This is a genomic window from Granulimonas faecalis, assembly GCF_022834715.1.
Lineage (GTDB): Bacteria > Actinomycetota > Coriobacteriia > Coriobacteriales > Atopobiaceae > Granulimonas > Granulimonas faecalis.
The window spans coordinates 2,060,918-2,084,454 of the sequence record NZ_BQKC01000001.1; the positions used below are offsets into that span (position 1 = coordinate 2,060,918).

Annotated in this window: 17 protein-coding genes; 4 read left to right on the forward strand and 13 right to left on the reverse strand. The window is 66.1% G+C overall.

Annotated elements, in window-relative coordinates; genetic code table 11:
• Positions 1 to 156 precede the first annotated feature (156 nt).
• A complete protein-coding gene (locus tag OR600_RS09130) occupies positions 157 to 7,251 on the reverse strand; it encodes an InlB B-repeat-containing protein (protein WP_265591053.1) in 7,095 nt (2,364 codons plus the stop codon).
• Between the two features lie 474 nt (positions 7,252 to 7,725).
• On the opposite strand from OR600_RS09130, the gene OR600_RS09135 reads away from it, so the two are divergent.
• Both OR600_RS09135 and OR600_RS09140 read left to right on the forward strand, forming a co-directional pair.
• On the forward strand, positions 7,726 to 8,004 hold the full coding sequence (locus OR600_RS09135) for a glutaredoxin family protein (protein ID WP_204408240.1): 279 nt from the start codon (positions 7,726 to 7,728) through the stop codon (positions 8,002 to 8,004).
• 28 nt (positions 8,005 to 8,032) lie between these two features.
• The gene (locus OR600_RS09140; protein ID WP_135977859.1) at positions 8,033 to 8,266 is read left to right on the forward strand and encodes a glutaredoxin family protein; all 234 of its coding nucleotides are present in this window, start codon (positions 8,033 to 8,035) and stop codon (positions 8,264 to 8,266) included.
• Positions 8,267 to 8,383: 117 nt separating this feature from the next.
• On the opposite strand, the gene OR600_RS09145 is transcribed toward OR600_RS09140, so the two are convergent.
• From OR600_RS09145 to OR600_RS09155, 3 genes are all read right to left on the reverse strand, one after another.
• Positions 8,384 to 10,903: a M28 family peptidase gene (locus tag OR600_RS09145; protein ID WP_265591054.1), complete on the reverse strand. Its 2,520-nt coding sequence runs from the start codon at positions 10,901 to 10,903 to the stop codon at positions 8,384 to 8,386.
• Positions 10,904 to 11,418: 515 nt separating this feature from the next.
• Entirely contained in the window at positions 11,419 to 14,370 is a 2,952-nt protein-coding gene (locus OR600_RS09150; protein ID WP_309295244.1) for a helicase C-terminal domain-containing protein, read from the reverse strand.
• Between the two features lie 27 nt (positions 14,371 to 14,397).
• Complete coding sequence (locus OR600_RS09155; protein ID WP_135977861.1) at positions 14,398 to 15,357, reverse strand: D-alanine--D-alanine ligase family protein; 960 nt, start codon at positions 15,355 to 15,357, stop codon at positions 14,398 to 14,400.
• Between the two features lie 104 nt (positions 15,358 to 15,461).
• On the opposite strand from OR600_RS09155, the gene rlmN reads away from it, so the two are divergent.
• Complete coding sequence (rlmN, locus tag OR600_RS09160) at positions 15,462 to 16,559, forward strand: dual-specificity RNA methyltransferase RlmN (protein ID WP_135977862.1); 1,098 nt, start codon at positions 15,462 to 15,464, stop codon at positions 16,557 to 16,559.
• 112 nt (positions 16,560 to 16,671) lie between these two features.
• On the opposite strand, the gene OR600_RS09165 is transcribed toward rlmN, so the two are convergent.
• The 9 genes from OR600_RS09165 to rpmH form a co-directional block, all read right to left on the reverse strand.
• Positions 16,672 to 16,917 (reverse strand): hypothetical protein, encoded by a 246-nt coding sequence (locus tag OR600_RS09165; RefSeq protein ID WP_135977863.1) that lies wholly within the window; start codon positions 16,915 to 16,917, stop codon positions 16,672 to 16,674.
• Positions 16,910 to 17,737, reverse strand: coding sequence for a ParB/RepB/Spo0J family partition protein (locus OR600_RS09170; protein ID WP_265591068.1), 828 nt, complete (start codon positions 17,735 to 17,737; stop codon positions 16,910 to 16,912). Before OR600_RS09170 ends, OR600_RS09165 begins: the two co-directional genes overlap by 8 nt.
• A 34-nt stretch (positions 17,738 to 17,771) precedes the next feature.
• Positions 17,772 to 18,572, reverse strand: a complete 801-nt coding sequence (locus OR600_RS09175) for a ParA family protein (protein WP_135977864.1) — start codon at positions 18,570 to 18,572, stop codon at positions 17,772 to 17,774.
• A 230-nt stretch (positions 18,573 to 18,802) separates the two neighbouring features.
• Entirely contained in the window at positions 18,803 to 19,543 is a 741-nt protein-coding gene (rsmG, locus tag OR600_RS09180; protein WP_168354015.1) for a 16S rRNA (guanine(527)-N(7))-methyltransferase RsmG, read from the reverse strand.
• Between the two features lie 153 nt (positions 19,544 to 19,696).
• Positions 19,697 to 20,290, reverse strand: a complete 594-nt coding sequence (locus OR600_RS09185) for a Jag family protein (protein ID WP_239654469.1) — start codon at positions 20,288 to 20,290, stop codon at positions 19,697 to 19,699.
• Positions 20,291 to 20,364: 74 nt separating this feature from the next.
• The gene (locus OR600_RS09190; protein WP_135977867.1) at positions 20,365 to 21,126 is read right to left on the reverse strand and encodes a YidC/Oxa1 family membrane protein insertase; all 762 of its coding nucleotides are present in this window, start codon (positions 21,124 to 21,126) and stop codon (positions 20,365 to 20,367) included.
• A 26-nt stretch (positions 21,127 to 21,152) separates the two neighbouring features.
• The gene (yidD, locus tag OR600_RS09195) at positions 21,153 to 21,380 is read right to left on the reverse strand and encodes a membrane protein insertion efficiency factor YidD (RefSeq protein WP_135978054.1); all 228 of its coding nucleotides are present in this window, start codon (positions 21,378 to 21,380) and stop codon (positions 21,153 to 21,155) included.
• On the reverse strand, positions 21,373 to 21,714 hold the full coding sequence (gene rnpA / locus OR600_RS09200) for a ribonuclease P protein component (protein ID WP_135977868.1): 342 nt from the start codon (positions 21,712 to 21,714) through the stop codon (positions 21,373 to 21,375). Before rnpA ends, yidD begins: the two co-directional genes overlap by 8 nt.
• A gap of 12 nt (positions 21,715 to 21,726) precedes the next feature.
• Complete coding sequence (gene rpmH, locus OR600_RS09205) at positions 21,727 to 21,879, reverse strand: 50S ribosomal protein L34 (protein ID WP_135977869.1); 153 nt, start codon at positions 21,877 to 21,879, stop codon at positions 21,727 to 21,729.
• A 357-nt stretch (positions 21,880 to 22,236) separates the two neighbouring features.
• Here rpmH and OR600_RS09210 point away from each other — a divergent pair, with 357 nt between their 5' ends.
• On the forward strand, positions 22,237 to 23,301 hold the full coding sequence (locus tag OR600_RS09210; protein WP_265591055.1) for an ATP-binding protein: 1,065 nt from the start codon (positions 22,237 to 22,239) through the stop codon (positions 23,299 to 23,301).
• The last annotated feature ends 236 nt before the right edge of the window (positions 23,302 to 23,537 follow it).

Genomic DNA, 23,537 nt, shown 5'->3' on the forward strand with positions numbered 1-23,537 from the left:
ATACACTACCTCACTTTTCCCTTTTGAAGACCCATGGGCAGGCGGTCGGCGGCGGGCCCATCGGCCTGCGGGTTCCATTCCCACAGGAAAGGGCCCGCACCTTTCGATGCGGGCCCTTTGGGAAGCGGTGATGGGCGGTACCCTCCCCCGCCGCCGTTACTCCTCGTCGTCGCGACGCTTGCGACGGATGACCAGGGCGCCGGTGGCCGCCAGGGCGATGGCACCCAGGATGCCCATGGCGGGGGCCACGGAGGCGATGTCTCCGGTCCTGGGAACCGCGCCGCCGGTGAAGGGGAGCCTGCGCGTCGTGGTCGTGGTGGTCGTGCTCTGGCTCTTCAGCCAGTCGAGGTACTTCTGGTGGTCGGGGTGGCCCTCGTCCTTCCAGTCGTAGACGCCGTCACCGTTGGTGTCCCCGCCCTTGATCGAGTCGAGGTACTTCTGGTGGTCGGGGTGGCCCTCGTCCTTCCAGTCGTAGACGCCGTCACCGTCGGTGTCCACGTTCTTGTCGGGCTTGCCGTCGCCGTCGGTGTCGATGTTGATGTCAGGCCAGCCGTCGCCGTCGGTGTCCACGTTGACATCGGGGGTGGGCACGGGATCGGCCTTGGGATCCACGGGGTCCGGGACGCCGTCGCCGTCCTTGTCCACGATGTTGAGATCAGGCTTGCCGTCGCCGTCCTTGTCGATGTTGAGGTCGGGCTTGCCGTCGCCGTCGGTGTCGATGTTCACGTTGGGCTTGGGCGCCTCGGGGTCCTTGGGGTCCACGGGGTCGGGCTTGCCGTCCAGGTCGACGTCCACGATGTTGGTGTCGGGCTTGCCGTCGCCGTCGGTGTCCACGTTGGTGTCGGGCCTGCCGTCGCCGTCGGTGTCCACGTTGGTGGTGGGGACCTTGGGAGAATCCGGGTCCTTGGGGTCCACGGGGTCGGGCTTGCCGTCGCCGTCGGGGTCGACGATGTTGATGTCGGGCTCGCCGTCGCCGTCGGTGTCGATGTTCACGTCGGGCTTGCCGTCGCCGTCGGTGTCCACGTTGACCTCAGGGATGCCGTCGCCGTCCTTGTCGATGTTGGTGGTGGGCTTCTTGGGGTCCTTGTCCGGGTCGTCAGGGTCCACGACGTCGGGGTCGGGCTTGCCGTCGCCGTCCTCGTCGACGATGTTGGTGTCGGGCTCGCCGTCGCCGTCGGTGTCCACGTTGGTGTCGGGCTCGCCGTTACCGTCGGTGTCCACGTTGGTGTCGGGCTTGCCGTTACCGTCGGTGTCCTCGTTCAGGAGGATGGTGGTCACGGCCACGTGGTGGTCGGCGTCCACGTTGGTGAAGCCCTTGTCACCAGCGGAGCGGGTGGAGACCTGGGACCCGCCGTGGTTGAACACGTTGTCGCTCACAGAAGCAGAGTCGCCGTCCACCTCGACGTCGATGATGTAGGGGACGTTGAGGGGCATGGCGGAGGAGCCGCCCTCGTCACCCTCGGCCTGGGCGACTGGTGCGCCGTCGATCTCCCAGGTGACCTGGTGGTCGGCCCCGGCGCTCACGGTCTTGGTGGGCGTGATGGTGAGGGCGCCGTAACCGCGCACGTCGGTGGAGATGACGTAGCGGGGCTCGAATCCGCTCTCCTTGATGGGGTCGGAGGGACGGTTGGGCTCGAGGACCACCGTCACCACGGTGTCGGCAGTGACGTTGTCGAGGTTGATGGTGGAGGCTGCGGCCCCGCCGTTGACGGAGACCACGCGGTACCCGGCGAGGTCGGCCCAGGAGAGGGTGGCGTTGCCGCCGTCGGGCACGAAGCCTTCACCCTCGGTCTTGGGCTCGGTGGCGAGCACGTTGCCCTCGGGGTCGGTGAAGACCACGGAGACGCGGTGGAGTTTGCCGTCCTGACGGTCGGAGACGACCTGCTTGGTGTCCTCGGGCGTCTCGCTCTCGGACACGAAGTAGACCACCACCATCTGGTCCTCGGTGATGTTGGTGATGCTCACCGAGGTCTTGCCGTCGGTGGTGACCGGCTCGGTGAAGACGTTCTTGTCGGCGTCGGGGCCGTTGGTGCCGTCGGCGTAGGCCTTGGTCATGAGGGAGAAGCCCTCGTCGGCTGGGGCGTCGTCGGAGAGCTGGGAGGCGGCGGCCGCCAGGGCGTCGTCGGCCGCAGCACCCTCGGGCTCCTGGGCCTGGGTGTCGTCGGACGCAGGCTCGGTGCCATCGGCCTCATCGGCCACAGGGGCGGAGACGCTGGGGGCAACCGGGTCCTCGACGGGCTCGGCGGCCTGGGGCTCGTCGGCCTGGATGTTGCGAGGGTCGCTGGCGGGAGCCTGGGCGGCCGGGTCGGCCGAGAGCGCCTCGGGGTTCACCTGGTCGGCAAGGGCCTGGGGCTCGTCCGCGGTCTCCTGCTCGGAGGCTGTGGCGGCACCGTTCCAGGTGACCTTGCCCTTGATGGTCTCGGCGATCGCGCCGTCCTGCCCGATCAGGTGGGTGATGGTGCCCGTCTGGGACGCGGCGGCACCGTTGCGCCTGTCGGTGACCTCCACGGCCCCCACCCTGAAGCCGGACTTGGGGGTGGCGAGGATATTGGAGTAGTTGCCGTAGAGACCAACCGTGCGGGAGGCCACGATGGAGCCGCCGTCGGCGTTGGGGACGACCTGACCGTCGACCACCTGGCGGGTGACCTTGTAGGTCTCCACCTTGCGCACCACGGGCTCCACATAGACCTTCACGTCGGCGTCCTGGGTGAGGGTGACGGTGACCTGCTGGTTGTCCTGGTCGACCTTGGCGGCGGTGTCGCCGGTGACCTCGACCTTACTCACCTGATAGTAGGTGTAGTCCTCGGAATCGTAGTTGTCGCCGTTCTCGACCTTGTACTCCACGGTGTGGGTGTCGCCCTCCACCTTCTTGGAGACAAAGCCGCCGTCGATCTCACCGGCACCGCCAATGATCTGGGTGGTCACCTTGACCCACTCGTCGGGGTCGGAGAAGTCCGGCACTACCGGGTCGGGGTCGGTGCCGTCCTCGGAGGCCGGTTCCTGGAAGAAGTAGATGTCGACGACGTGGTTGGCGTTGGGGGTGAGGCCATAGCTGGCTGCATCCTTGAGGTTGGTGCGGAAGTTGCCGTTGGCGTCCACACCACCGCGCACGGTCTTGCCGTCGACACGGATCTCATAGGCCTTGTAGGCCGACCCGTTGCGGTCCCACGTGAAGGTCCAGTCGGCGCCGGCGGCGTCGGCGAACGGGATGGTCTTGCTCGTGGAGGTAAGGAAGGTGCTGTCGCCGCCATAGCGGTTCACGGTGATGGTGTAGGCACCGTCGCTGCTGGTTCCGCCGATGGTGGGCATGGAGGTGCTCGTCACATAGACGGCCACCTTGTGGTCGGCGGCAAGGCCCTTGAAGTCGAAGGTGTTGCCGGAGACCTCGACCTCGCGGCCGTCCACCAGCACGCGGTTTATCTTGCAGCCGGAGCACACGTTCCACTCGATACGGGCGTCGGTGCCGGCCAGGTATGGCCTGGTTCCGGTGATGGTGCAGCCGTCGGAGGCACTGCAGCCGTGGATCTCGGTGGTCACGGTGTAGGCCTTGCGGGGCACGTCGCCACCGGTGGGGCCGGAGGGGTCGGTGGTGCCGGAGTCCTTCACGAACTCCACCACGATGTTGACGTTGTCGGTGAGGCCGTCCTCGGGGGTGAACGAGCCCTTGGCGATCAGGTCGTCACGGACCACGCCGTCCACGGTGACCTTGGCCACGTGGCTGCCGGCGTCGGCCTTCCAGCTGACCGTGGGTTTGGAACCCTCACGCTGGGCGGTCTTGGACTCCACGGTGCCGGTGCCGGTGCTGTGGCCGTCGGCCTTCACCACCACGTCGAGGTAGCGGTCGTAGTAGAGGCGCAGGGCCAGGCTCGGGCTGCCGGTGACGGTGCCGGTGAGCACGTTGTTGGGGTTGTCGGCGTTGTACCAGTACTTGGCACCGCCCACGGTGAGCTCGGCCGTCTTGTCGCCGTCGGCCACGGCCACGGTGGACTCGGTGGCGGCGGTGTAGGTCTTGGTGACGGAGGCGTCGTTCACACGGGTGTAGACGGCGTTGCCCTCGGCGTCCTTGGCGCCGGAGTTGATCCAGTACTCGACGGTGTACTTGGTGTCGTCACGCGGGGCCCACGTGGCCTTGAAGGTGTGGTTCTCGGTGACGATGGGGGCACCGGTACCGTCGGTGGTCTCCTCGCGGAGCTCACCGTCCTCCTCCACGTAGTGCCAGCCGGTGAAGTCGTAACCGGTCTTGGAGGGGGTGGGGAACCGGGCCATGGAGCTGGTGGCGTAGGAGGGAGCGTTGGCCTTCTGGTAGGAGACGTCGCCCACGCGGCTGCCGCCGTCGGAGTCGAAGGAGACGATGAACTTGCTGGTGTCGTACTTCCACACCGCGTAGACCGTGATGTCGTGGGACGGCATGGTGGGGGCGGCCACAGGGGTCAGGCCGGCGTCGGCCGTGGAGGACTTGGCGAAGGTGTTGGCGTAGTCGTCCATGGCGTTCTTGGTGGTGGACCAACCCTGGAAGATGTAGCCGGCCTTGGTGGGCACGCCGCGGCCCTGGACGGGGATGGCAAGGGAGCCCACGTTGGTGCCGAAGGCCACGTCCTCGATGGAGCGGACGTTGCCGAGGGAGCCGCCGTTGGCGTCGAAGCGCACGACGTAGTTGCCGACCTCCCACTGGGCCACGAGGTAGTAGGTGTCGCGCTTGACGGCGCCGCTCTCCTCGTCGACCTCCTTGACGGCCAGCTGGTCGGTGACGTCGGCCACGTTGGCCTTGTTGTTGATGTAGGCGGAGTCGGCCACCTTGGTGGCGTCGTCGGTGTTGAGGAGCTTCCAGCCCATGAAGGTGTATCCCTCACGGGTGGGGGTCACGTTGTGGTCCTCGATCTTCTTGTAGATGGAGGACTTGGAGACCACCTGGAACTCGGAGGAGGGCTTGCCGGAGATGTCACCGCCGTTGGCCAGGTAGATGAGCTTGGCGTAGTCCTTGGAGTAGGACGGGCGGATGATGATCTCGTTGCCCTCGGGGTCGGGGGTGGAGCCCGGGGTCACCGGGTCGCCGCCGGGGGTGGTCCAGCCGCTGAACTTGTTGTTCTCGGGGTCGTCCTCGGAGTCGGGGACCTCGTCGTCCTCGGGCAGCACGATGATGGGCTTCTCACCGATGACGTAGTAGTCGTCGATGGGGTTGCCGTTCTCATCCTCGACGCGCACGTGGGTGGGCTGGAAGACGGCCTTGTTGCCGATGTTGCCGCACTCGTCGCGCACCCACACCACCAGGGGCGAGGTGTCAACGATGTCGAGGTCGAACGCGAACTGGTGCTGCGGGATGGGCAGGGTCTCCCAGTCGTCGTCGGTGGGGGTGGCGTTGACGTCGTTGGTCACCCAGTAGGCCGCCACACCGGAACCGCGGCCGTCGGTGATGAAGGTGATGCCATCCTCGTCGATGCCCTCGCCGGTGTCGGTGAGGGTGATGGTGGCCTTGTTCTTGCCGGTGTTGGCACCCTCGATGAAGGGCTCCTCGTTGTCGAGGTAAGCGGTCACGTAGGTCTGGGAGATCTTGGAGACGTTGCCCTTGTCGTCGGTGACGGAGAGCTCGAAGGTCCAGCGGCCGTGGGCGCTGTCCCTGGTGAACAGGTAGTCCTCGATCTTGGAGGGGTCGTCGTAGGTCTTGTCGAAGACCTTGGTGTTGGTGGGGTCGTAGACGCTCCAGTGCCAGCTCACCAGCTTGCCGTCATCACCGGAAAGGGTGCCGGTCATGGACTTGTCCACCATGTTGACCGGAACGGTGCCGTTGGTGTTCACCAGGTGCTGCAGGTGCACCGTCATGAGCTGCTCGTCGGTGTCGCTGTCGACGATGTAGAAGTTGGCCAGGGGCAGTTCGGAGCTGATGGGTGCCTGGTTGAACTTCTTGCCCTCCACGAAGTTCTTGTAGATGTAGCCGGCGATCTCGCCCACGTAGTCGTCGCCCATGGCGATGAAACCGTTATCGGCGCCGAGGCCCTGGTGGGTGGTGTTACCGTTCTCATCCTTGGTGGAATCGGTGACCACCTTGCCGTCCTGAGCGTTGGAGATGTAGAAGATCTCGTTCTCGTTGAGGCGGTTGATGCCGTCGGTGTAGTCGGGGTTGGTGCCGCCGGCCTCACCGAACTCGTCGGGGATCTGGGGGTCGTTGGAAGTGCCGGCGAGGTTGATGAAGTACTTCTGCTCGGCGCCCTGGAAGTACTGGGTGTTCTTGAGGGCGTCGAAGGCGGAGGCGGCATAGCTCATCTCGAGGTCGGAGAACTTCATGATCGAGAGGGAGGAGCAGCCGTGGCTCACATAGTTGACCAAGGGTCCGAAGCCGTTGAACCCGGTGTTGTCCAGGGGCTGGTTTTTGAGGAGGTTCACCGGGTCGCCGAGGTTGCCGGACGCATCGTAGGTCTGGTACTGCATGGTGACGTTGTTCTTGTTGAGCTCGACGGTCACGCGAACCATGTTCTTGGGACCGAAGTTCATGGCAGGCACCGACGCGACCTGGGTGCCGGTGGCGGCGGCCAAGGTGGTGTCGGCCCCCACGCTCACCTTGCGCAGGGTGCAGGCGTTGTTGCCGGCCGTGAACATGAGCACGTAGCCGGAGACCGTGTTGTTCTCGATGCCGGCGTTGAGCCAGAAGCCGTAGCTGCCCAGGGTGTGGGTGTCGATGACGGCGGGGTTGATGTCAAAGGAGAAGGTACGGCGGGAGTCGCTCGAGGCAGGGTAGATCATGTAGTCGCTCAGGGCCGACGTGCCGTAACCGGCGAACACCATGGACGACTTTCCCTGGTCGTCAACGGACGAGTAGATGTGCCTGTCGAAGTTTTTGCAGGAGTTGCCCGTGGTGTTGGTGTTGTTCTTGAAATAGCTTTCAATGGTGCCGGTGCCGTTGGTGTGGGAGTTGTCGGCCTGACGGAAGGGCTGGTTGGCCCGCTGGTCGGCGGACACGATGCTGTTATAGGTGGCCTGGTCGCGATAGTGGTCGCGCACAAGCCAGCCGCCCAGGTCGGTGGTGTCGATGGAGACGTCGGTGTTGGTGATGCGGAACGCCGACGGGTCCATGCCCTGGTCGATGAGCTTCTGGGTGAGCTCCTGCTTGAAGTCGAGGAAGGTGCCGGGATAGTCCGCAGGGACCGTCACGGCGATGTCGACCTTGGGGGTGGGGTTGGCACCCACATCGATGGCCCCGTAGGCGGGGCTCAACGCGCCCGACCCCAGAAGGCCGATGAAGGCGAGAAGGGTACACACAACCAGGCCATAGAGCCTGGCCAAATGCCGATGTACCCCTCCCTTCAGCTTCTTCAACATTTTCTGCACCTCTCATTCCCTTCGAGGTTAGATATGGGTAGATGTGAGACATTCTACGCCTCTGAATTCAGTCGGAGTACAGAAAAGCTCAAGAAAACTGTACTTACGGGACACTGAAAGGGTAAACAGTCCGTTTTATCGGGTGCTTTTTGGCCAGATTGTCATATTTATTCATCCCGATACGGCACGATTCCGCTTCAGAAAGGTCCTGTTCTGAAAAACTAATCCACGGATCGCCTTTTAACGGCCCATTCTGTATTAATCCTGAATTGTCGTATAGACATATATAATTATCTATAGACAACGATAGGAACGTTCTCTCCACGGACCTATCAAGGGAAGGGGATCCATCGATTGCGCCGTCGGGGCCCCGGGAATCTTCCTAGAAGCGAAACCCCGACGATTGGAGGCCCCATGGCCGAGAAGAAGGCACGCACCCTCGAGCTCTTTTACAAGCCCACCTGCCCCTATTGCCACAAGGTCCTTGCCTGGATGAGCGACCATGACGTGGAGAACGTCACCCTGTACGACATCAGCACCGACTCCGAGGCCGCAGACCGCCTGGTGAAGGTGGGTGGCAAGCGCCAGGTACCCTGCCTGTTCATCGACAGCGACCCCCTCTACGAGAGCGACGACATCATCGCCTTCCTCGCCGAGCTCATCGATCACCCCGAGAACGACCTTGCCCGCTGACCGAACCGTCTCAGACCAGGAGGCTGTTATGACCCTGTTCTACCTTCCCACCTGTCCCCACTGCCACCGGGTCATCACCTGGATCGAGGGTCAGGGCCTTACCGACAAGTTCAACTACATCGACTGCTCCAAGGAGGCCGGCGCCGCCGAGCTCCAGGAGGTCAGCGGCCAGCAGTCCGTCCCCTGCCTCGTGACGGGCGACGAGACCTACCTCGTCGGCGACGAGGACATCCTCGCCTACCTGCAGAATCTCTACGCCTAACACGGGCTTCTCCCGGAGACGGGAAGGGGCGCCCCCGACGGTCCGGATGCCGTCGGGGGCGCCCCTCTTTCCTGTAACGGCCCCGTCTGCCATGTGACGGGTTTTACGGTTTTGGCATCACGCCCTGCGAATGGTCTCCGAGACGATGAGGTTCACCTGGGCGACCTGGTCGGGGCCCACGTTCTGGGGCACGTTCTCGGCCGTATGGGCCAGGGCCGGTACCTCGCCGGGGTCGCAGCCCATGAGGGTGGCCGAGCGCACCGAGGCGCGCATGGCACAGGTGGCGTCGGTGTCGGCCCAAGGCCTAGGCGAGCACTGCAGCTGCACGTGGAGGTCCCGGGCGATACGGTCGATGCTTTTGAGCAGACGACGGTCGACCTTGCGCACGTTGCCGGATCCCTCCTCGGTGAGGAGGGTGAGCTGGCCGGCGCCCACAGAATCCAGGTTGATGAGGAACGCACCGCGCAGGCGGGAGCGGTACTCCTTCACGAACGCCTTGGCGCCCGCGTGGTCGAGCTCGCTGGCGCCCACGGCCACGAAGTAGATGTCGTGGGCCACGAGGTCCACGTAATCCATGTCGAGCACGGCCTCGGCGAGCTCCGGATCCTCCACGAGGTCGACGTCCTCGTCGTCGCGGAGCTCGGCGGAGCGGGTGGCACCGCCCTTCCATGGGTGACGGTTGCCGTCGTCCTCGGAGAAGTTGTCCCAGGAGCCGATGCGCTCTCCGTCGGCCTTGGCGTCGAAGTCCTCATCCACCCCGAGCCACTCGGTCATGGAATCCTGCTCCTTCTTCTTGCGGCCGTGACCGTGGGAGATGCGGTCGCGCAGGGAGGTCTTCCGCGCCTTGTCGTGGGACGTCACACGAACAGGCTCGATGGGCACCGCGGCCGGTGCCTCCTGAGACTGGGCGGCGGGCACCGTCGCCACGCGACGGCTCTGGGAGACCGTCACACGGCCGTCGGACGAACCGGCATGCACGGTGCTCTGGGACACCACCACACGTTGGGACACGGCATCTGCCGTCGTGGGCTCGGGCTCCTGGCCCGGGACCTCGTAGGCGGCGTCCTCCATGACGTCGGGGGAGGGGCCGTCGGCGGCCAGCGGGTCGAAGGTCGCCTGGGTGGGGTCGGGAAGGTCGAACAGGGCCGCGCGGCGGGCGAAGCCGATGGGGCCGCGGGGCGTGAAGTCCGTCTGCCCCCACGAGGGATCGTCCACGACATCGGGGGCAGGGGAGGGCTGGGGTGCCCCCTCGATGACGGGCATGGCGACGGTGGCGCCGTCGGTCGACGGGGTGGGCGCGACGGGCTCCTGCAGTTCTCCCTGCACGACGTCCTCGACCGGGGCGACGTTCTCCTTGCCGGCGGGGTCGTCGAGTCCGTGGCTGAAGTCGGGCACGGAAAGGGTCTCGCGGACGGTCACCGTCTCGGGGGCGGGGGAGGGCTCCTCGGCACGGCGGGCGGAACGCGGCGTGGGTTCGCTCACGGAGGAGGGGCCGGAGACGACAGGGTCGGTCGCGATGCGGCCGGTGGTCTGACGCACCTCTATGGTGCCGGTCTCCCGGGACGCGGCCTTGCGCGAGAGGAAGTCGGGGACGGGGGCGGAGGGTCGGGTCGACTGGTCCTCGACCACCGGATCGGGTTCCAGGTCGACCGGTTCCTCCACAACCTCCTCGACCGTAACGGGCTGCGGCTCAATGTACTCGATCTGACAGGTCTTGGGGAGGATACCGAGGGCCTCTACCACGTCTTTTCCGTGGCGCACCCCCTCGACCTGCTCCATCTCGGTGACGGTTTGCGTGACGACACGCTGTTCCGCAGGCACCTCGTCGACCACGATGGGGGAGTCGAGAGCCGCCCCGGCGACGGCCTCGGCCTCTGCCTGCGCGAGGAGCTCGGCGCGCTGGGCACGCTCCTCCTCGGTGCCGCCGCAGACGTCCTCGGCCACACCGAGCATGGCAGCGAGGGAGGCGTTGTTGTCGTTGGCCGCTCCGGTGAGGGGCATGAAGTGCGCGGCGATGTCGTTGATGCCGCAGACGAGCCCGGGCAGCGCGCAGACCATGCCGATGACCCATATGACCCGGAGGGCGACGTCGGGGATGACCACGACGAGCTGGAGCAGGCAGCAGAGGCCCGCGACGGCCAGGCCCATCGGGGCCCAACGAAGCACGACCCCGCTGTAACGGGAGACCGCTGGGTTGGCGAGGAGCTCCTCGTGCCCGGTGTCGTAGTGGGCCATCACGACGATGGGGCGCACGCCTCGGCCGGCATGGGGGCCGGTACCCCTGTGGAATCCCACGACATTCTGGCTGCGGGCCGGGGGCAGGAAGCGGCCGAAGAGGTCGATGCCCAGATACCTCAGCACGAGAAGGCCGCCGCTCACGGCGGCGACCACGAACCCGAGCACCGCGAGTCCGATGCCGCCGATGCCTGACACCACCATGCCGAGAAACGCCAGCACGAGGAGGATCCCGCCGATGAAGCGGGTGTCGCTGGGGGTCGTGACGTCCTGACGCGTCACATCAAGGCCTTCGTTGGAGAGCAGCTCCTGCAGGATGTCTGCGGCGTTGACCTCCTCCTGGCTGTTCGCGGGCGCTATCTCGATCCGGGAGTCAAGGTAGTCGAGGTACTTCTCGCTCATGGACATCGGCGTCATCCTCCGTCGGTTCGGCCGCGAAGCCGGGTGCTTCGTTTATGGCATGTTCAGGGCCGGAGCCAAAGATACCCGCAAGTATACGCCCTCATCCCCGCCAACCTGCAGGGTGGGGGAGGCCCCAGGAAGTCCCCTCAAACCGTCCGGACAACAAACATCGAACGTGACAAAAGTGTCCGGGTGCCCTGTCCCATCACCCGGACACTTTTGTCACGTTGCTTTTTTTACGGTGAGTGTGACGGCGTACACCCCTTGGTACACATCGGTTTACGGATCCGTGAGACATGACAGAAGATGCCGTACCTCCATGACGGAACCTGTTATCGAGAGCTATAAATGATATGTTTTAATATAGGTAACTAATACATGTAACCCATAACAGAGTTACAACAACACATGTAACGACCATCACCAACTGGCAATATCATAGGATACAAAGAGACGGAACGTTCTAAAACGTTCCGTCTCTTAAACAATATCATGTATCAATGTCATATATGGCTTCAGCTCTCGTGACTGCGTCTCCAAAGTTCGATGAAGCCCCTGAGGTTGTCCCGACCCAAACGGGTGACGTTGGAGCTGGGGAGCGAGTTGACGAACGTACGCCCGTAGCGCTTTGTGGTGAGACGGCTGTCCAGGAGTACCAGCACTCCTTTGTCGCGGCTGGAGCGGATGAGCCTTCCTGCCGCCTGCTTCACGGCGAGCACGGCTTCGGGCAGGGAGTGGTGCCACCAGGCGCGGGGATCCCGAGCCTCGCGTTCCTTCACCAAGGGGTCGTTGGGGTTGGCGAAGGGCAGCTTGGGGATGACCACGCACCGCAGGGTGTCGCCGGCGGCGTCGAAGCCCTCCCAGAACGACTTCAGTGCGAAGAGTGAAAGCAGCTCGTCTCCCACGAACTTCTCACGCAGGCGACGAACGTTGGCGTCCCTCGTCTGCTGCACGAGCTCCAAGCCAGCCTCACGCAGACGGGGGGAGACCATGGAGTGGAGCTGCTCCATGTCGCGGCGGTTGGTGAAGAGCGTGAGCACGGAGCCGCCCATCGCCTCATGGATGGCCACGAGGGCGTCCGCCATGGCTGGAAGGTAGTCGCGGGAGTAGGGGTCCGGCAGGTCGGAGGCCACCACGACGGCCATGTTGCGGTCGAAGTCGTAGCTGGAGGGGATGGTCAGACTCCGCGACGCCCCAGGGCCGAGGCAGTCCAGGCCCACGGCGTGCTCGAAGTGACCGAAGTCCTGCCCCACGGCCAGCGTGGCCGAGCAGTACCCCACGGTCTTGGTCTCCGGGTACCAGCGGCTCGCCAGCTCGGCGCCCACGTCGAGCTTCTCGGCCACCAGACGCTCCTCACCCCGGCGATTCTTGGCAAACGAGGCCTCGAGGTAGTAGACGAAGGAATCGTCGGTGCCGTCGAGCACGGTCTTGAGGGCCAGACGCAGGTTGCCGAGAGTGCGCAGGGGGTCCCCCATCTCGGTGGAGGCGTCCCGGACGCCCTCAAAGGCGAGGGCCTGAGCCTCCTGGAGGAACCTCACGGCCTCCTCCAGCGCCGCCTCGAAGGCGCGGCCGCTCTCCGCAAGCTGCGCCCATTCGGCCGTGGCCCGCACCTTGTCATCGATCCACAGGGTGACGGTGTCGTAGCCGCCGCGACGCCCGCAGCCTTGGGCCACCAGCACGAGGTCGTCGAAGAAGTCGGCCGAGAACGTCATGGCCCGCGCAAGCGACGCGGAGCCCTTGGTGAGGACCCGCTCCACCGGCGTGCCGGCCTCGCTGGACGCGGCCTGGACCATGAGCTTGTGGATGGCGCCGGAGCGCACGCCGCCCAGGGTCTCAAAGGCCCTGCGGGCGTCAGGGGCGGCCACGGCGAGGGCCCACTGGCGCCGGGCCTCGGCGTCGAACCCGTGGGCCTCGTCCACCATCCAGTGGCGGATAGGGGGGAGGATGCGCTGGTCCGCCGCAACGTTGGTGAGCAGCAGGGAGTGGTTGGTCACCACGATGTCCGCCGAGGCGGCCCTGCGGCGGGCACCGTGGAGCAGGCATCCCTCGGCAAAGAACGGGCAGCGGTTGTGCAGGCACTCCTCGGGGGTGGTGGTCATCATCTGCCGCGGCACGTTGCGCCAACGGATGCCCAGGGAGTCGAGGTCGCCCTCGGGGGTCTGGCAGGCGGCGGAGAGCGTCACGGCCACGGCCGTGAGCATGTCGGACTCCACGGTGTTCCGGGACCTCCCGGCTGCGTTCACCTGGTCCACCGGGAGGTCCTGCAGCATGGCCCCCTCGACCTTGCGCAGGCACGGGTAGTGGTCGTATCCCTTAAGACTTATATATTGCAGGCCGCCGGGCAGGTTCTCATCTAGGAGCGGGAGCTCGCGGGAGACCAGCTGGTCGGTGAGGGCGTTGGTCTTGGTGGCGACACCGCAGGTCACGCCGTTCTCCTTGGCGAAAAGCGCGAGCGGCAGCAGGTAGGCCATGGACTTGCCCACGCCGGTACCCACCTCCACCACGAGGTCGGTGGACGTGGCCAGCGCCTCGTTGACCGCCTGCGCCATGGCCTTCTGCGCGGGCCGGGGCTCGAACTCCTCGTAGAACGACCCCACGACGCCGTCCTCGCAAAATGCCGCCTCGAGCTCGCCCCTCGGCACCGTCACCGGGTCGCAGAGACGGTCCTTGGCGTCCACCTTCACCTGCATCCGCTGGGCACGCACGAGGTCGCGGCGCACCTGCACCAGGGAGAAGGGCACCTGCGTGCCCTCCTCGCCGGCGATATAGGCAAAGAGCGGCCGGTAGGGCCAGTCGACCTCCGGGTGCATGGAGGCCAGCTGGCCCGCGAGGCCGGGCGGAAGCGCCGCGAGGCCGCAGAGGATGACGCGCCACATGCCGGCGAGGGCCTCGACATCGTCCATGGCCCGGTGGGACACCGATGGGCAGCCGAACACGCGGGCGAGATCCTGGAGCCTGTGGCTGGAGAGACGGGGGAGGGCGATGCGGGAGAGGGCGAGGGAGTCGATCCAGAGGTCCGAGACCTCGGAGCCGCCGCGGACCTTCTCCACGAACGTGCGGTCGAACGTGGCGTTGTGCGCGATGACGGGGCAGCCGCCCACGAAGTCGGCGAGCCTGGCCACGACCTCCTCGGCACCCGGGGCATCCACCACCATGGCGTTGGTGATGCCGGTGAGCTCCTCGATCTCGGGCGGGATGGGCCTGGAGGGCCTCACGTACGACTCGAAGCGGTCCACCACCTCCCGTCCGCTCAGACGAGCCGCCGCGACCTCGATGAGCTCGCAGTCCTTGAACGACAGGCCAGTGGTCTCGGTGTCGAGGACGACGACGTCCTCCTCGATGGGTCCGAAGTCGCAAGCAGGGTCGGCCGCCCTGTCGGCGAGGGACCGGTACAGGTCGGCGACGGCCATCGGCGTGCCCGCCATGAGCAGGTCGTCGACGGTGCGGGGCTCGGAAGTGGTGCTCACGGGGCTCCTTTTGACGGCGGAGGGACGTTAGAGACGACCCGCGCCCTCCTCCAAGGCCCATTCCACGAAGCGGCGGCACAGCTCGGGGAAGGGGATGCCGGAGCGCTGTGCGCTGTCGGGCAGGAGGGAACGCTCGGTCATGCCGGGGATGGTGTTGGTCTCGAGCAGCACGGGCTCGCCGGCGTCGGTGACGATGAAGTCGCTGCGGGAGCAGCCGGAGCAGCCGAGGGCCTTGTGGGCGGCCACCGCGAGCTCCTGGGCGCGCACGTAGGCCGCGGGGTCCAGGCGCGCGGGGATCACGTGGTGCAGCTCGCTGGGCTCGTACTTGGCCTTGAGGTCGTAGAACTCGGCGCCGGTGACGATCTCCACGATCTGCAGGGCCTCGGGCTCGCCGTTGCCGATGACCGGCACGGTGATCTCGGTGCCGGTGACGCACTCCTCGACGAGGGCGCGGTCGGATGACTCGTGGGCGACCGCGATGGCGTCCGCCAGCTGGCAGATCTCGGTCACGCGGGTGACGCCGTAGCTGGAGCCGTTGAGCACCGGCTTAACGAAGAGGGGGAGTCCCAACCGGGCCACCACGGCCTCGGTGTCGACCTCCTCACCGCGCGCCACGCAGATGCCAGCGGGGCAGGGGATGCCCGCGTCGCGGTACACGAGCTTGGCGAGGTCCTTGTCGGCAGCCGTGGCGCTCGCCACCACGCCGGAGAAGGTGTAGGGGATATGCAGCACCTCGAGCATGCCCTGGATGCAGCCGTCCTCGCCGTACTTGCCGTGCATGGCGATGAAGGCCACGTCGTAGGCACCGGTGGAAAGCCTGACACCCAACTCGGGGTCGGCCGCGTCCACCAGGTCAACGGACTCGAACCCCGCCTCGGCGAGGGCGCCCTGCACGGCGACGGCGGAGCTGTGGCTCACGTCGCGCTCGTCGGCCCAACCGCCCCACAGGAGGCACACATGGGATCTGGTGACGTCGTTGCTGCTCATAGGGGCTCCGATCGGGCTTGCATGAACGGGTAGACTGGGACGGTACGCAGGTACCGGAGTCGAGGATACTCCACCCACCCTCTCCCATAGGATCAGGTGCCAGAATGCCCGAGAAAACCCAGCCCACAAGCCCCAGCCGCGAGAACGCGGAACAGAACGCCACCCCCGCGAGGCGCGGCCCCAAGGCCGACCTCACCGCCATGGACCACGACCAGCTCGTGGCCTTCATGGAGTCCATCGGCCAGCCCTCCTTCCGCGCCAAGCAGGTGGAGGACTGGGTACGCCACAAGAACGTGCGCTCCTTCGACGAGATGACCAACCTCTCCAAGGCCCTCCGCGCCCAGCTGGCCGATGTGGCCACGCTCGGCGGCGTGACCGAGGTCGCGCGCCAGGAATCCCTGGACGGTTCCCGCAAGTACCTGTTGGCCTTCGACGACGGCGTGTCGGTGGAGTGCGTGGGCATGCCCAACGGCGACCGCCTCGCCGTCTGCGTGTCCACCCAGGCCGGCTGCCGCATGGGCTGCCGGTTCTGCGCCACCGGGGAGGCCGGGTTCACCCGCAACCTCACGGCCGACGAGATCTACGCCCAGGCCGCCCACGTGGGGCAGGACTTCGGCCAGCGCGTGACCTCCGTGGTGCTCATGGGCCAGGGCGAGCCCTTCAACAACTACGACGAGACCCTCGCCGCCATGCGGCTCATGAACAGCGAGGACGGCCTGGGGATCGGCGCCCGCCACATCACGGTGTCCACCTGCGGCGTGGTCCCGCAGATCCGCCGCTTCGCCTCCGAGCCCGAGCAGTTCGGCCTGGCCCTCTCGCTGCACTCCGCCGTGCCCGAGACCCGCAACCTCCTCATGCCGGGCGTGAGGAAGCACAGCCTCAAGCGCCTTCACGACGTCATGAAGGACTACACCGAGAAGACCCACCGTCGCCCCACCTACGAGTACGCCATGATCGCCGGCGTCAACGACGACGAGCCGCACCTGGACGCCCTCGTCGACTTCTGCCGCGGCACCCTCTGCCACGTGAACCTCATCCCCTTCAATGAGCACTCCGGCTCCAAGCTCAAGCCCTCGTCCGAGGAGCGCATCGACCGCTTTGTGAAGGTGCTCGAGGGCGTGGGTGTGGAGACCACCGTGCGCCGCAGCCGAGGAACCGACATCGACGCCGCCTGCGGGCAGCTGAAGCAGCGCCTGCGCTAGGACGCACGGGACAGAGCGGTCCAAAGGAGAACGGGCCTCCCAGCCGATGCGGCGGGGAGGACCGTTCGCTGCACGTCGTTGCCGTGACGGCCGGTGGGGAGGGGCCAGGGGGCTAGTAGCCGGCCTCCTCCCACTGCCGCTCGATCCAGGCCCGGTTGGCCTCGAGGCGAGCGGCGTCCCGGGCGGCACCGGGGTCGCCGGAGAAGCGCTCGGCCATGGAACGGCCCACCTCCACGACCCGCTTGGCCGTCGAGGTCAGGTTTCCCCGGGCCTGCGGGGTCAGCAGCACCATGAAGGCGGCCACGGCCCCGCCCACAACCACACCGGTCACCACGAACATCCCAAGGGACCTACGCATGGGCACCATCCTCTCCGTTGGCGGCGAGGAGCCCCATGAGGCGCTTGAGGTCCTCCTCGTCCTTGAACTCAATCTCGATGCGGTTCTTTCCCCGGCTCTGCTTCACCCTGACGGTGGTGTCGAGGGCCATGCGCAGGCGTCGGGCCGCACGTTTGAAGGCCTGGGGCGCAGGGGGCCGGATCGGCTTGGGTGATTCCGTGCCAGAAAACAACGGTGCGAGGGTTTCTGTCTGACGCACCGACAGATTCTCCTCCACGACCTTGCGGGCGAGCTTGATTCGCCCTTCCTCGCTCGGCACAGCGAGGATGGCCCGGGCGTGGCCCGGGGTGAGCAGGCGCTCGCAGAGGAGTACCTGCACCTCGTCAGGGAGGTCCAGTAGACGGAGGGCGTTTGCGATGGCCGGCCTCGACTTGGAGAGGATCTTCGCCAACCCCTCTTGGGTGAGGCCCTGGGACTCGATGAGCTGCCGGTAGCCCCGGGCCTCCTCGATGGGATCGAGGTCGCTGCGCTGGAGGTTCTCGATGAGGGCGAGGGAGAAGACCGCGTCGTCGTCTACCTCGCGCACGAGCACGGGGACCTCGGTGAGGCCCGCCAGCTTCGACGCCTGGTAGCGGCGCTCGCCGGCGATGATCTGGTACTCGCGTCCCACCTTGCGCACGAGGATGGGCTGGAGCACGCCGTGCTGCCTGATAGAGTCGGCCAGCTGCTCCAGGGCCTCCTCGTCAAAGTTTTGGCGGGGTTGGTCCGGGTTGGGCTTGACCTTGGAGATGGGAAGGGTGGCCTCGGTCTCCTTGCCCACCTCGGCCGACGACTCGGCCATGAGGGCGTTGAGGCCCTTTCCCAGACCCGTCTTCTTAGCCACGGTCGATCACCTCCTGGGCAAGGGCTGTGTATGCGACGGCACCCTTGTTGGTGGGGTTGTACTGGGTGATGGGAAGACCGTAGGACGGCGCCTCGCTTAGCTTGACGCTGCGCGGGATCACCGTCTCAAAGACCCGGTCGCCAAAGAAGCGACGGACCTCGGCCACGACCTGGTTGGAGAGCGTGGTGCGCTTGTCGTACATGGTCATCAGGACACCGAAGATGTCGAGGGCCGGGTTCAGGCTCTTCTGGACCATGGAGGTGGTCTCCATGAGCTTGGTGACGCCCTCCAGCGCATAGTACTCGCACTGGATAGGGATGAGCAGGCCGTCGGCGGCCGTAAGGGCGTTCAGCGTGAGCAGGCCCAGGGACGGCGGGCAGTCGATGAAGACGTAGTCATAGCTGTCCTTCACGTCCTCGAGGGCGTTCTTGAGGATGGACTCGCGGGCCATACGGCTCACAAGCTCAATCTCGGCACCGGCCAGCTGGATGGTGGCGGGCACGATGGAGACGTTCTCCTCGACGGTGCCCACGATGGCCTCATCCATGGGACGGTCTTGGAGCAGCGCGTCGTACACGTCACTGGTCAGGTCCTCCTTCTCGATACCGTAACCGCTCGTGGTGTTGCCCTGTGGGTCCAGGTCCACGACGAGGACTTTCTTTCCCGCCTCTCCGAGGGCTGCAGAGAGGTTGACGGCGGTGGTGGACTTACCCACACCGCCCTTCTGGTTGATGATGGCCAAGACCACAGGCGAGTGCTCCTGGCCGCTGCAATCTTCCTCCGTATACGGCACCGTTCCTCCTGTCTACCGCGACTCCAACGCTTCACTACGGCAAGTATACAGACGGCAGGTGCCCTGACATTCCACGTGAAACAGGAAGCTACGGCGACAGCGACGCCCACGATGTTTCACGTGTAACAAATGGCAGGCGGTTGCACGCCGGCCGAATGGCCTCCCAGCGTCCCTGAGCTATGTTTCACGTGAAACAGGCTGCCGAGCCCAGTGGGAGAGCGATGGCCCACTCAGGCAAGGGGCTTGTTCTTTGCCTCTCCGACGGGACGAGGGAGCTTTATGGAGGAGCGGCCGTCCTTTTCGTAGACAACGATCTCCCGGTGCCCCATGCCCTCGGGAAGGCTGAGTGTTTCACGTGAAACGAGCCTCATACCGACCTTCTCCGCCGTCTTCTGCCCAGAACCGAGCTCCTCGTCAGAGAGTCGCCCCTTCGACACAACGAGGCGGCCGCCCTTGGACAGGAGCGGCTGGGCGTACTCCACCAACACCCCCAGGGGGGCGACGGCTCGGGCAACCACGGCACCGAACTCGCCCCTATGGTCGACCGCATAGCTCTCGGCCCGCTCCCGCGTCGTCCCCACGGCGCCGAGCCCCATGGCGTCGGTGAACTCGGCCACGGCACGGGCCTTCTTGCCCACCGAGTCCATCAGGACGAAGGGGCGGTCCTCCATGACGGCCAGAGGAATCCCTGGGTAGCCGGCACCGGTCCCGATATCCAGGACCGGGCCGTCGGTCTTGGCGACCTCCTCCTCCAACAGCAGGGAATCCAGGATGTGGAGCACCAGGGCGTCCTCGGGGGAGGTAATGCGGGTGAGGTTCATGACCTTGTTCTTCTCGAGCACCAGGTCAAGGTGGTCGAGGAGGAGCGTCCTCTGGCCCTCCGTGCAGGCGACGCCTTGGGAAGCAAGCAACTCGCCCAGCCTGCGGTCGAGCATAGCCCGGCCCACGCCGCCGACAGTGTCCTTCTCCATGATGCACGCTCCCTGCCAAGAACCGACGAACCACCGAAATCTGGCACGGACGAACCCGCCGCACCGGCCCCACCTTGCCATAGAAAGAGGAGAGCCCGCACCGGAATGCGGGCTCTCCTTTAAAGACGCGGGCTGACCCAAGTATGCACCAAATTATCTATCGATGTCGTCGACGGGCTCCACCACCACGTACCGGTCGGGGTCCTCGCCCTCGGAATGCGTGGAGACCTCGGGGTCGTCGCGGAGCGCGATGTGCACGAGGCGACGCTCGTAGGCACTCATGGGGGAGAGGGACACGGGCTTGTCGGAGCGCTTGGCGCGGTCCGCGGCACGGCGGGCCATATCGCGGACCTTGCGGCGACGGCGCTCGCGGTACCCCTCGATGTCCACGACCACGGGGTAATGGAAGCCCAGCTGCCTGTTCACGAGGGACGAGAGGATCTGCTGGAGCGCCTCCAGGGTGCGACCGTGGCGGCCAATGAGGATGGCGAGGTCACCCTGGGAGACATCGAGGATGAGCTCACCCTCGTCGCCCTCATACTCGTCGATCACCACATCGTGCTCGCCGAAGCAGGCCAGGAGCTGACGCAGGTAGCTCACGGAGAGGTCGGCCACGGCGTCGACCTCCGCGTCGTCGATGGAGCCGTTCTCCACAAAGTGGGCCTTGACCGCCTCGAAGTCGACGGCAGCATCGAGGGCCTCCTCCAGGGCCTCGCCCTCGGTGTCCATGATTTCCTGGGGGTCCATGGGATCTCCTTCCATTGATACAAAACGAGGCACGGTGCTCTGCCCGTGCCTCGTTCAGACGACTTCGACTCTGTCTAGGACTTCTTGCGGGGGCGGGGGGCCTTCTCCTTGCGCACCACGTTCACCTGAACGGGGGCGTTGGCCAGGCGCTCCTCCTCTTCCTTCTTGAACTTCTCCATGATGCGGTTGGTGATGAAGAGCTGCTGGATGACACCCCACGCAGCGGAGGTGTTGTAGTAGAGCACCACGCCGACGGGCACGGTCCAGCCGAACCACATCATCATGCCGGCCATGACCACGCCCATGACGAGCGTCTGGGACTGCTGCTGCCCGGCCGCGGAGTTGCGGGTGTTGAGGTACATGGGCAGGAAGGTCAGGGCGCCGAAGAGCACATCGAGCAGGATGTACACCCAAGCCGCGCCGATGCCACCGGAGGCGAGCACACCCGCGCAGGAGCCGTCGAGGGCGGGGAGAATGTTGTAGAAGTGCGCGCCGGACGGCACGTTCTTGAGCACCGTGAAGAGTGCGAAGAAGACCGGCATCTGCAGGAACAGGGGCAGGCAGCCGCCGAGGGGGTTGAACTTGTGCTCGGAGTAGATCTTGCGGAGCTCCTCCTGCTGGCGGACGGGGTCGTCAGCGTAGCGCTCCTGGATCTCCATCATGCGGGGCTGCAGCACCTGCATCTGGGCCGACGAGCGGGTCGACTTGATGGTGAGCGGCGTCAGCAGGATACGGATGATGAACGTGAGCAGGATGATGGCGAGACCCCAGTCGCCGCAGAAGCCGGCGATACCGGCCAGGACCTGGGTCAGAAAGCCGATGAACCATTCCCACATAGGTGTAATTCCTTAGATAGTTGCGGTCAGGGAACCGGGTCGTAGCCACCCTTGTGGAAGGGGTGGCACCGGCAGATGCGTCGCACGGCCAGCCACCCGCCCTTGAGGGCCCCGTAGCGTCGCACGGCCTCGACGGCGTACTGGGAGCACGTCGGTCGGTAGATGCAGCACGCCGGGAGCAGGGGAGAGATGTAACGCTGGTAGCCCAAGAATATCTTCAGCAGTATTCGCGTCGCAATACTCCGCCTATTCATCTCCACGGAGCGCCCCCACACCTGCCTTGGCGAGGGCGGAACGAAGGCCCCGCCGAAGCTCCTCGGGGGAGGCGTCGTGGGTGCGGTCCGTCGCAAAGAGAATGACGTCATAGCCAAGCAGAGGCAGCCCGCTCGCGCGGGCTGCCTCTCTCAAGACGCGTTTGCAGCGATTGCGATAGACCGCGTTACCGAGCCGCTTGGGCGCCACGAACGCGACGCTCGGCTGCTCCGGCCCCTCACACGCCAGCACCGACACGCGGACGAACGGCGATCGGCCGCGGCGCCCCTTCTTGAAGACGCGCTCAAAGGCCTTGGCCGACTTGAGCGTTCTCACGGAGAGGAGGCCTTAGCGGGGGCGGGTCTTGGACACGGTGAGGCGCTTGCGGCCCTTGGCACGACGGCGGGCGAGCACCTTACGACCGGCGGAAGTGGCCATGCGGGAACGGAAGCCGTGGCACTTGGCGCGCTTCCGCTTATTGGGCTGGTACGTACGCTTCATTGGGAAACCCTCCTGGATACTGCGTTCTAGCTGCGGTTGGTTGCAGCACAAGCTCCACGATTGTAGGAGCCACCTTCACGAACTGTCAATTGTCACACAAAGACCACGTGAACGGGGGCGACGGCGTATGCCCACCGTCCCCGCGCAATCATGCATCGTGTTCCGCACGGTGAAAGAAACCGTTCGCGGTCCATGAAAAAACGCCATCGGATACTATGGGTTTGCGCGGTCCATTGCACCGGGATTCACGGTTTTCAACAGCATTTCACCCCTTGTTGAAAACACGACTTCCGCAACGAAAGAAATCCACCGCAAGATTTCAACACCCGACGAAATACTGTCGAAAGCGAGACCTCCATGGCCGATTCGTTCTATCCGTTCGTCGAGAACGGGCCCGAAGGGGCGCCCCAAGCGCCCGAGGGGGCCATGGAGGTCCGCAGCCCGACGCGCGTGGCCGTCTACGACGACGCCGCGGCGGCGCCCCGCGTGGTCGTGGTGGAGCCCTCCGACGTGCGCACGTACCTCGAGGAGGTCACCGCGACGGTCAACCGCCTCGCCAAGGAGCAGGGCGGGTCCATCCCGTTCACCGTCATCCGCGAGTGCGTGGAGAACCTCGTCCACGCCTACTTCACCGCCCCCACGGTCTCCATCCTCGACGGGGGAGACACGATCCGCTTCTCCGACCAGGGGCCCGGCATCGCCGACAAGCGCCTGGCCCTGGAGTACGGCACGTCGAGCGCCACGGAGGAGATGAAGCGCTACATCCGCGGCGTGGGCTCGGGCCTGCCCTACGCCTCCCAGTACATGGAGGACAAGGGCGGCTCCCTCACCATCGAGGACAACATCCAGGGCGGCTGCGTGGTCACCATCTCCCTGGCGGCCGAGGGGGACGTGTGGCCGGTACAGGCCCCCGCGGCCCCCTACGCGGCGCAGGCCGGGGCGCCCACGGGCAACCCGGTGCCCATGACGCAGCCCCCGGCGGCCGCGGCCCCCTACGGCGCCCCGCAGCCCTACGGATCGCCGTACCCGGCAGCCCCCACGGCCCCGGCCTACGGGCAACCCGCTGCTTACCCGGCCGGATACCCCGCCCCATACCCGTCACCCGCCGCCCCGGTCTACCCGGCGCCGTACCTGAGCGCATACCCGGGGGCGCCCACGCCCGGACTGCCGGCCCAGACGGCGCCCGCACCCGCGCAGCCGATGTCGGAGCCCCTCAACAGCCGGCAGCTCCAGGCCCTCCAGCACCTGGTGGCCGCGGGCTCCGGCGGCGCCTCCGAGCTCGCGGAACTCTACGGGTCGTCGGCCCCCACGTGGTCGCGCACCCTCTCGTGGCTCGCCAAGGCGGGCTTTGCCGTGAAGCAGGGGCAGCGCTACGTCCCCACGCAGGCGGGGGCGGCGTACCTCTCGGCACCCCCGCGCTGACACCCCGGCCGGACGCCCCCTTCTCCCGTCGCCCCCCCTCCTTCCGGAACGCCTTCCGCACCTGAACGCGGTTGAGGGCGACCCTCTCGGCACCTGAATGCGGGCAGGGGCGGATTTCGCACGCCTGAACGCGGTTGAGGGCGGATTTTGACACGGCCCCTCGCCCGAAGTCGCCCTCAACCGCGTTCAGGTGCCGAGAGATATGCCGGGAGAGGTGCCGGGGACTCCAGGGGCCA